The sequence below is a fragment of the Enterobacter cloacae complex sp. P29RS genome (assembly GCF_014893445.1).
Classification (GTDB): domain Bacteria; phylum Pseudomonadota; class Gammaproteobacteria; order Enterobacterales; family Enterobacteriaceae; genus Enterobacter; species Enterobacter intestinihominis.
In genome coordinates, this window is sequence record NZ_JADBPZ010000036.1 from 20,580 (window position 1) to 29,925 (window position 9,346).

The following is a 9,346-nucleotide window of genomic DNA, read 5'->3' on the forward strand; positions in this document are numbered from 1 at the left end:
ACTCGACGTTTGCGCAAATCAGGCATAATCTTAATCAATCGATTGATTAATTTTTAATGCTGCTATGAATACAACCCCAACGACAACCAAAGGCGAACAGGCGAAAAGTCAGCTTATCGCCGCTGCGCTGGCGCAGTTTGGCGAGTATGGTCTGCATGCCACCACGCGGGATATCGCCGCGCAGGCCGGGCAGAATATTGCGGCCATTACCTACTATTTTGGCTCAAAAGAGGATTTATACCTCGCCTGCGCCCAGTGGATCGCGGATTTTATCGGCACCAGCTTTCGCCCACACGTGGAAGAAGCCACCGCGCTGTTCAGCCAGACAGAACCGGACCGGGTTGCCATCCGCCAGCTGATCCTTAACGCCTGTCACAACATGATTCGCCTGCTGACGCACGACGATACGCTGAACCTGAGCAAATTTATCTCCCGCGAGCAGCTCTCCCCCACTGCCGCGTACCAGCTGGTGCACGATCAGGTGATCGCCCCGATGCATAGCCATCTGACCCGGCTGATCGCCGCCTATACCGGACGGGACGCCAGCGATACGGACACCATTTTGCATACCCACGCCCTGCTGGGCGAAGTGCTCGCCTTCCGTCTGGGGCGTGAGACCATCCTGTTACGTACGGGCTGGACACAATTCGATGAGGATAAAGCCGCGCAAATTAGCCAGGTCATTACCTGTCACGTTGATCTGATCCTGCAAGGCTTAACGCAAAGGAGCCAGAAGTCATGAAAAAACCTGTCGCCATCATTCTGGTGGTTGTTGTCTTGCTTGCTGCGGGAACAGGCGGCTGGCTGTGGTATCAGAGCCAGCAGGATCGTGGCCTGACGCTGTACGGCAACGTGGATATTCGCACCGTGAACATGAGCTTCCGCGTCGGCGGACGGCTGGCCTCGCTGAGCGTTGACGAAGGCGATGCCATCAAAACCGGGCAGACGCTGGGTATGCTGGACAAAGCCCCGTTTGAAAACGCGTTGATGCAGGCAAAAGCGGGCGTCGCCGTCGCACAGGCGCAGTACGACCTGATGCTGGCGGGCTATCGTGATGAAGAGATCGCCCAGGCAGCCGCTGCCGTTAAGCAGGCAAAAGCCGCCTATGACTATGCGCAGAATTTCTATAACCGTCAGCAAGGCTTATGGAAAAGCCGCACCATTTCCGCCAACGACCTGGAAAATGCGCGCTCATCCCGCGACCAGGCGCAGGCGACGCTGAAATCTGCCCAGGATAAGTTAAGCCAGTACCGCACCGGTAACCGCGCGCAGGACATTGCCCAGGCGAAGGCCAGCCTTGAGCAGGCGCAGGCGCAGTTAGCCCAGGCGGAGCTGGATCTGCACGACACCACCTTAATCGCCCCGTCTGACGGTACGCTGATGACCCGCGCCGTGGAGCCGGGCAGCATGCTCAGCGCGGGCAGCACCGTGTTAACGCTCTCCTTAACCCGTCCGGTGTGGGTGCGCGCTTACATTGATGAGCCGAATCTTGGCCAGATGCAGCCGGGCCGCGAACTGCTGCTCTACACCGATGGTCGCCCGGACAAGCCGTATCACGGCAAAGTGGGCTTCGTCTCCCCAACGGCCGAGTTCACGCCAAAAACCGTTGAAACCCCGGATCTGCGTACCGACCTGGTGTATCGCCTGCGCATCATCGTCACCGATGCGGACGACGCGCTGCGTCAGGGCATGCCTGTTACCGTGACCTTAAACGACGGGGAACAACATGAATGATGCGGTTATCCAGCTCAATAATCTGGTCAAACGCTTCCCGGGAATGGCTAAACCGGCGGTCGCGCCGCTGAACTGTACGATTCAGAAAGGCTATGTGACCGGGCTGGTGGGGCCGGACGGCGCGGGTAAAACCACGCTGATGCGGATGCTGGCGGGATTGCTGAAGCCGAATGAAGGCAGCGCCAGCGTGCTTGGCCTTGATCCCATCAAAGACGACGCGGCGCTCCACGGCATACTCGGCTATATGCCGCAGAAGTTTGGTCTGTATGAAGATCTGACGGTAATGGAAAACCTCAACCTGTATGCCGATCTGCGCAGCGTTACCGGCGAAACCCGGCAGAAAACCTTCGAGCGTCTGCTGGCGTTTACCTCCCTCGGCCCGTTCACCGATCGGCTGGCGGGCAAACTTTCCGGCGGGATGAAGCAGAAGCTGGGGCTGGCCTGCACGCTGGTGGGCGAACCGAAGGTGCTGTTGCTGGATGAACCGGGCGTCGGCGTGGACCCGATTTCCCGCCGCGAGCTGTGGCAGATGGTGCACGAGCTGGCGGGTGACGGCATGCTGATCCTCTGGAGTACCTCTTACCTTGATGAAGCAGAGCAGTGCCGTGACGTGCTGCTGATGAACGAAGGCGAACTGCTCTATCAGGGCGAGCCCACCGAGCTGACGCAAACCATGGCCGGGCGCAGTTTTCTGCTACACAGCGCGCAGGAATCCAACCGCAAGCTGCTGCAACGGGTGCTGAAGCTGCCCCAGGTGAGCGACGGGATGATTCAGGGACGTTCGGTGCGCGTGATCCTCAAAAAAGAGGCCACCGCCGACGATATCCGGCGTGCGCAGGGGATGCCTGAAATCGACATGACAGAGACCGCGCCGCGCTTTGAAGATGCGTTTATCGATCTGCTGGGCGGGGCGGGAACCTCAGAATCACCGCTTGGCGCCATTCTGCACACGGTGGAAGGCACGCCGGGCGAAACGGTCATTGAAGCGAAATCGCTCACCAAAAAATTCGGCGATTTCGCTGCCACCGATAACGTCAATTTTGCCGTGAAGCGCGGCGAGATATTTGGCCTGCTCGGGCCGAACGGTGCAGGGAAATCCACCACCTTTAAAATGATGTGCGGCCTGCTGGTACCGACCTCCGGCAAAGCGCTGGTGCTGAACATGGATCTCAAAGTCAGCTCCGGCAAGGCGCGCCAGCATCTGGGCTATATGGCGCAGAAGTTTTCGCTCTACGGCAACCTGACGGTGGAGCAAAATCTGCGATTTTTCTCCGGCGTCTACGGCCTGCGGGGACGGGCGCAGAACGAGAAAATCGGCCGCATGTGCGACGCCTTTGGCCTGACCGATATCGCCTCACACGCTACCGACGCGCTGCCGCTTGGCTTCAAACAGCGGCTGGCGCTGGCCTGTTCGTTGATGCACGAGCCCGATATCCTCTTTCTTGATGAACCTACGTCAGGCGTGGACCCCCTCACCCGCCGTGAATTCTGGTTGCATATCAATAGCATGGTGGAAAAAGGCGTGACCGTGATGGTCACCACCCACTTTATGGACGAGGCAGAGTACTGCGACCGCATCGGGCTGGTCTATCGCGGCAAGCTGATTGCCCACGGCACGCCGGACGACCTGAAAGCGCAGGCCGCCGACGACGCACAGCCGGACCCAACCATGGAGCAGGCGTTTATCACCCTCATCCACGACTGGGATAAGGAGAATCCTCATGCGCAGTAACGCCCTCTCCTGGCGCCGGGTGCGCGCCCTGTGCGTCAAAGAGACGCGGCAGATTGTGCGTGACCCCAGCAGCTGGCTGATTGCGGTGGTGATCCCCCTGCTGCTGCTGTTTATTTTTGGCTACGGGATTAACCTCGATTCCAGCAAGCTGCGGGTCGGGATCCTGCTGGAGCAGCAGAGCGAAGAGGCGCTGGACTTCACCCACGCCATGACCGGCTCGCCCTACATCGATGCCACCATCAGCGACAACCGGCAGGAACTGATCCAGAAAATGCAGGCCGGTAAAATTCGCGGTCTGATCGTCATCCCGGTCGATTTCGCCGCCAACATGGCACGCCCGGGCGCCGATGCGCCAATTCAGGTGATCACCGACGGCAGCGAACCGAACACCGCCAACTTCGTGCAGGGCTATGCGGAGGGGATCTGGCAGCTCTGGCAGATGCAGCGCGCCGAAGACCGGGGGGAGAAGTTTGAACCGCTGATTGACGTGCAGACGCGCTACTGGTTTAACCCCGCCGCCATCAGCCAGCATTTTATTATCCCGGGTGCAGTCACTATCATCATGACGGTGATTGGCGCGATCCTCACCTCGCTGGTGATCGCCCGCGAATGGGAGCGCGGCACCATGGAGGCGCTGCTCTCCACCGAAGTGACGCGCGTCGAGCTTTTGCTCTGCAAGCTGATCCCTTACTACTTCCTCGGCATGCTGGCGATGCTGCTCTGTATGCTGGTCTCGGTATTTATTCTTGGCGTGCCGTACCGCGGTTCGCTGGTGGTGCTGTTCTTTATTACCAGCCTGTTTTTACTCAGCACGCTGGGAATGGGGCTGCTGATCTCCACCATCACCCGCAACCAGTTTAACGCCGCGCAGGTGGCGCTTAATGCCGCCTTCCTGCCGTCGATCATGCTCTCCGGCTTTATCTTCCAGATTGACAGTATGCCGGCGGTGATCCGTGCCGTGACCTACATCATTCCGGCACGCTACTTTGTGAGCACCCTGCAAAGCCTGTTTCTGGCGGGGAACATCCCGGTAGTGCTAATTATCAACACCCTGTTTTTGCTGGCGTCGGCGGTGATGTTTATCGGGCTGACGTGGATGAAAACGAAAAGAAGATTAGATTAGCCATCGGATTTTGTAGGTCGGGAAAGCGCAAGCGCCACCCGACAGGAGGACGACGCGATGTTTCACCGTTTATGGACATTGATCCGCAAAGAGCTGCAATCCTTGCTGCGCGAGCCGCAGACCCGCGCCATTCTGGTGCTGCCGGTGCTGCTTCAGGTTGTACTGTTTCCGTTTGCCGCCACGCTGGAGGTCACCAACGCCACCATCGCCATTTACAACGAAGACAATGGCAAGCATTCCGTCGAGCTGACACAGCGTTTCGCCCGCGCCAAAGCCTTTACCCATGTCCTGCTGCTGCAAAGCCCGCAGGCGATCCAGCCCACCATCGACACGCAGAAAGCATTATTGCTGGTGCGCTTCCCGGCGGATTTCTCCCGCAATCTGGACACCTTCCAGACCGCGCCGATGCAGCTGATCCTCGACGGACGTAACTCCAACAGCGCCCAGATAGCGGCGAACTATTTGCAGCAGGTAGTGAAGGACTACCAGCAGGAGCTGATGGCGGGCAAACCCAAACCCAACAACAGCGAGCTGGTGGTGCGCAACTGGTACAACCCGAATCTGGACTACAAGTGGTTTGTGGTGCCGTCGTTAATCGCCATGATCACCACTATTGGCGTGATGATTGTCACCTCGCTGTCCGTGGCACGCGAACGTGAGCAAGGTACGCTGGATCAGCTGCTGGTCTCGCCGCTCGCTACCTGGCAGATATTTGTCGGCAAGGCGGTGCCGGCACTGATTGTCGCGACGTTCCAGGCCACCATCGTGCTGGGGGTGGGAATATGGGCGTACCAGATCCCGTTTGCCGGATCGCTGGCGCTGTTTTACTTCACGATGGTGATTTACGGCCTGTCGCTGGTGGGGTTTGGGCTGCTGATTTCCGCGCTCTGCTCAACGCAGCAGCAGGCGTTTATCGGGGTGTTTGTCTTTATGATGCCGGCGATTTTGCTTTCAGGGTACGTGTCGCCAGTGGAGAACATGCCGGTGTGGTTACAGGATCTGACATGGATAAACCCGATTCGTCACTTCACGGATATCACCAAGCAAATCTATCTGAAGGATGCGAGTCTGGATATTGTGTGGGGAAGTTTGTGGCCGCTACTGGTCATCGCGGCCACAACGGGCTCAGTGGCCTATGCGATGTTTAGACGAAACATCGCGTAGCTTTTTCTCTTTGGTGAGCAACGACACCACCGCAGGCCCTGCGAGGATAGCCAGACCCGCCAGGGCCAGCAGCAGGTTGTTTTGCAGCACGCGTGACAACAGCCACAGGACGATCATTGCCGCACCAAAATACCAGGTGGTGGTGAGCTCTTCGAGCACATCACCCACTTCACGCCAGCGCGCGTCGTGGTGACGCTGTAAAAACAGCATCGACAGCACGGTCACGCCGTAAACCACACATAACCCTAAGCCGACACGCACCAGCGTGCCGCTCATCCAGCCCATCACCAGTACGGCCACGACCAGTAAATGCAACATTATCTGCCAGCAACTCAAACCGGTTGCGACACGAACGCGTTGTTGCCACTTCATGGCTTCTCTCCTGAAGGATTTTTCTCTGCTAATTCAGACTACCGCACTTTACGGAAAATTCCGTAACGCCGCATCTTTTTGTGACGCCTACTACACTTTATTTTCATCGGGATAGTCACCCAGGAAGGTGTTTATGAGCAAAAGAACGCAGCATTTCTCGCTTAAGGTGCTGACGATAAATATTCATAAGGGCTTCACAGCATTTAACCGCCGCTTCATTTTACCGGAGCTGCGCGACGCGGTACGCACCGTCAGCGCCGATATTGTCTGCCTCCAGGAGGTCATGGGCGCGCACGAAGTGCACCCGATGCATTTCGAAAACTGGCCCGACACGCCCCATTACGAGTTTCTGGCGGATACCATGTGGAGCGATTACGCCTACGGGCGCAATGCGGTCTACCCGGAGGGGCATCACGGTAACGCAGTGCTGTCGCGTTTTCCTATCGAGCATTATGAGAACCGGGACGTCTCCGTTGGCGAGAGCGAAAAACGCGGGTTGTTATACTGCCGCATCACGCCACCGGCGCTCGATTTTCCCATTCATGTGGGCTGCGTTCATCTTGGCCTGCGTGAGGCCCACCGTCAGGCTCAGCTACAGATGCTGGCAGACTGGACCAATGCGCTGCCGGAGGGCGAGCCCGTGGTAGTGGCCGGTGATTTTAACGACTGGCGACAGCGGGCCAATCATCCGCTGAAGGTGAATGCGGGGCTGGAGGAGATTTTTACCCGCTCACGCGGTCGTCCCGCGCGGACGTTTCCGGTGCGCTTCCCCCTGCTGCGCCTTGACCGCATCTACGTAAAAAATGCCCACGCCAGCAGCCCGACGGCGCTGGCTTTACTCAACTGGCGACATCTCTCCGACCATGCCCCACTCAGCGCGGAGATCCACTTATGAAATGCACATGGCAGGAAGGTAACCGTATTACGCTGCTGGAAAATGGCGATAACTTTTATCCGGCGGTCTTTGAGGCGATTAGCCACGCACAGCAGAAAGTCTTTCTGGAAACGTTTATCTGGTTTGAAGACGACGTGGGCAGGCAGTTGCACAGCGCGCTGCTGCAAGCCGCTCGTCGCGGTATAAAAATCGAGGTCCTGCTCGACGGATATGGTTCGCCGGATCTCAGCGACGAATTTGTTAACGAGCTCACCGCCGCAGGGGTGGTATTCCGCTATTACGATCCCGGCCCGCGTCTGTTCGGGATGCGCACCAACCTGTTCCGCCGAATGCACCGCAAAATTGTGGTGGTGGACGAAACGGTGGCCTTCGTTGGCGGCATTAACTACTCCGCCGAGCATATGTCGGATTATGGTCCCGAAGCGAAACAGGACTACGCGATCCGTATCGAAGGGCCGGTGGTTCAGGACATCCAGCTGTTCGTGCTGGAAAACTTACCCGGCAAAGAGGCCGCTCGCCGCTGGTGGCGACGCCGCCATCGCCCGGAAGAGAACCGCAAGCCCGGCGAGGCGCAGGCGCTGTTCGTCTGGCGGGATAACGAGGAGCACCGGGACGATATCGAACGTCACTACCTGAAGATGCTGGCGAACGCGAAGCGCGAGGTGATTATCGCCAACGCCTATTTCTTCCCCGGTTACCGGATTTTGCACGCCATGCGCAACGCGGCCCGACGCGGCGTGAGCGTGAAGCTCATCGTCCAGGGTGAGCCCGATATGCCGATTGTGAAGGTGGGCGCGCGTCTGCTCTATCGCTATCTGGTCAAAAGCGGCGTGCAGATCTATGAATATCGCCGCCGCCCGCTGCACGGCAAAGTGGCCGTGATGGATGACCACTGGGCGACCGTTGGCTCAAGCAACCTCGATCCGCTGAGCTTATCGCTCAATCTGGAAGCGAACCTGATCATCCACGATCGCCAGTTTAATCAGACCCTGCGCGATAACCTTCAGGGTCTGATCAATAAAGACTGCGTGCGTGTGGATGAGTCCATGGTGCCGAAACGCAGCTGGTGGAACGTTGGCATCGGTGTGGTGGTGTTCCACTTCCTGCGCCACTTCCCGGCCATGGTGGGCTGGCTGCCCGCGCATACGCCGAAACTGGCGCTGGTGGATCCGCCAGTGCAACCCGAAATGGAAACCCAGGACCGCGTAGAGGCGGAAGATGGAGGGAAAACCTGATGTCGAAATCTCATCCTCGCTGGCGGCTGGCGAAAAAAATCCTGACCTGGCTGTTCTTCATTGCCGTCGCGGTCCTGCTGGTGGTGTATGCCCAAAAGGTCGACTGGGAAGAGGTGTGGAAGGTTATTCGCAACTACAACCGGACAGTCCTGCTGGGGGCGGTTGGCCTGGTGATTGTGAGCTACCTGATGTACGGCTGCTATGACCTGCTGGGACGCGCCTACTGCGGGCATAAGCTTGCCAAACGGCAGGTTATGCTGGTGTCATTCATCTGCTACGCCTTTAACCTGACGCTGAGCACCTGGGTTGGCGGGATTGGCATGCGCTATCGCCTGTACTCCCGCCTTGGCTTACCGGGCGGCACCATCACGCGTATTTTCTCGCTGAGTATCACCACCAACTGGCTGGGGTATATCCTGCTCGGCGGGGTGATCTTCACCATTGGCGTGGTGCAGCTGCCTGCGCACTGGTACATCGATGAGGCCACCCTGCGCATTCTGGGCATCGTACTGCTGCTGATCATCGCCGCCTACCTGTGGGCCTGCGCCTTTGCCAAACGTCGTCATATGACCATTAAAGGGCAGAAGCTGGTGCTGCCGTCATGGAAGTTTGCCGTCCTGCAAATGGTGGTTTCCAGCGCCAACTGGATGGCGATGGGGGCCATTATCTGGCTGCTGATTGGCGAAGATGTGAACTACTTCTTCGTGCTGGGCGTGCTGCTGGTAAGCAGTATTGCCGGGGTAATTGTGCATATTCCGGCGGGGATCGGCGTACTGGAAGCGGTGTTTATCGCGCTGCTTGCAGGGGAGCATGTGTCTCACGGGACGATTATCGCTGCCCTGCTCGCGTACCGCATGATCTACTACTTCCTGCCGCTGGCGCTGGCAACGATCTGTTATCTGGTGCTGGAGAGTCGGGCGAAGAAGCTGCGCGCCAAAAACGAGAAGGCGATGGCAAAATAAAAGCAAAACGGCAACTTCGTTGCCGTTTTTAGGGTGTGTTCCCTCTCTCTGTGGGCTGAGGGATCCCCAGTAATTTTTTTATGCAGAAGCAATAAAGTTGCTTTCTAAATGACTGAGGGCTGTCAGCGA

Annotated in this window: 9 protein-coding genes; 8 read left to right on the plus strand and 1 reads right to left on the minus strand. The window is 58.0% G+C overall.

The window, feature by feature from the left end:
- The first annotated feature begins 64 nt into the window (after positions 1-64).
- From cecR to IM282_RS21265, 5 genes are read left to right on the plus strand one after another with little or no spacing between them, the layout of a single operon-like run.
- Complete coding sequence (gene cecR, locus IM282_RS21245; RefSeq protein ID WP_022647510.1) at positions 65-742, plus strand: transcriptional regulator CecR; 678 nt, start codon at positions 65-67, stop codon at positions 740-742.
- Positions 739-1,734 carry a secretion protein HlyD gene (gene hlyD, locus IM282_RS21250; RefSeq protein ID WP_022647509.1) on the plus strand — a complete coding sequence of 332 codons (996 nt, stop codon included), beginning with the start codon at positions 739-741 and terminating at the stop codon, positions 1,732-1,734. Before cecR ends, hlyD begins: the two co-directional genes overlap by 4 nt.
- A complete protein-coding gene (locus IM282_RS21255) occupies positions 1,727-3,466 on the plus strand; it encodes an ATP-binding cassette domain-containing protein (RefSeq protein WP_192970806.1) in 1,740 nt (579 codons plus the stop codon). Before hlyD ends, IM282_RS21255 begins: the two co-directional genes overlap by 8 nt.
- Positions 3,456-4,589, plus strand: a complete 1,134-nt coding sequence (locus IM282_RS21260; protein ID WP_022647507.1) for an ABC transporter permease — start codon at positions 3,456-3,458, stop codon at positions 4,587-4,589. The genes IM282_RS21255 and IM282_RS21260 overlap by 11 nt, the downstream gene beginning before the upstream one ends.
- Positions 4,590-4,646: 57 nt before the next feature.
- A complete protein-coding gene (locus IM282_RS21265; RefSeq protein ID WP_022647506.1) occupies positions 4,647-5,753 on the plus strand; it encodes an ABC transporter permease in 1,107 nt (368 codons plus the stop codon).
- Here IM282_RS21265 and IM282_RS21270 read toward each other — a convergent pair.
- Positions 5,715-6,125, minus strand: a complete 411-nt coding sequence (locus IM282_RS21270) for a YbhQ family protein (protein ID WP_003858499.1) — start codon at positions 6,123-6,125, stop codon at positions 5,715-5,717. The two genes, IM282_RS21265 and IM282_RS21270, sit on opposite strands and share 39 nt — an antisense overlap.
- A gap of 133 nt (positions 6,126-6,258) precedes the next feature.
- Between IM282_RS21270 and IM282_RS21275 the strand changes: the two genes are divergently transcribed.
- From IM282_RS21275 to IM282_RS21285, 3 genes are read left to right on the plus strand one after another with little or no spacing between them, the layout of a single operon-like run.
- Positions 6,259-7,020 (plus strand): endonuclease/exonuclease/phosphatase family protein, encoded by a 762-nt coding sequence (locus IM282_RS21275; RefSeq protein WP_022647505.1) that lies wholly within the window; start codon positions 6,259-6,261, stop codon positions 7,018-7,020.
- A complete protein-coding gene (clsB, locus tag IM282_RS21280; protein WP_022647504.1) occupies positions 7,017-8,255 on the plus strand; it encodes a cardiolipin synthase ClsB in 1,239 nt (412 codons plus the stop codon). Before IM282_RS21275 ends, clsB begins: the two co-directional genes overlap by 4 nt.
- Positions 8,255-9,217, plus strand: a complete 963-nt coding sequence (locus IM282_RS21285) for a YbhN family protein (protein ID WP_023299637.1) — start codon at positions 8,255-8,257, stop codon at positions 9,215-9,217. The genes clsB and IM282_RS21285 overlap by 1 nt, the downstream gene beginning before the upstream one ends.
- Positions 9,218-9,346 lie beyond the last annotated feature (129 nt).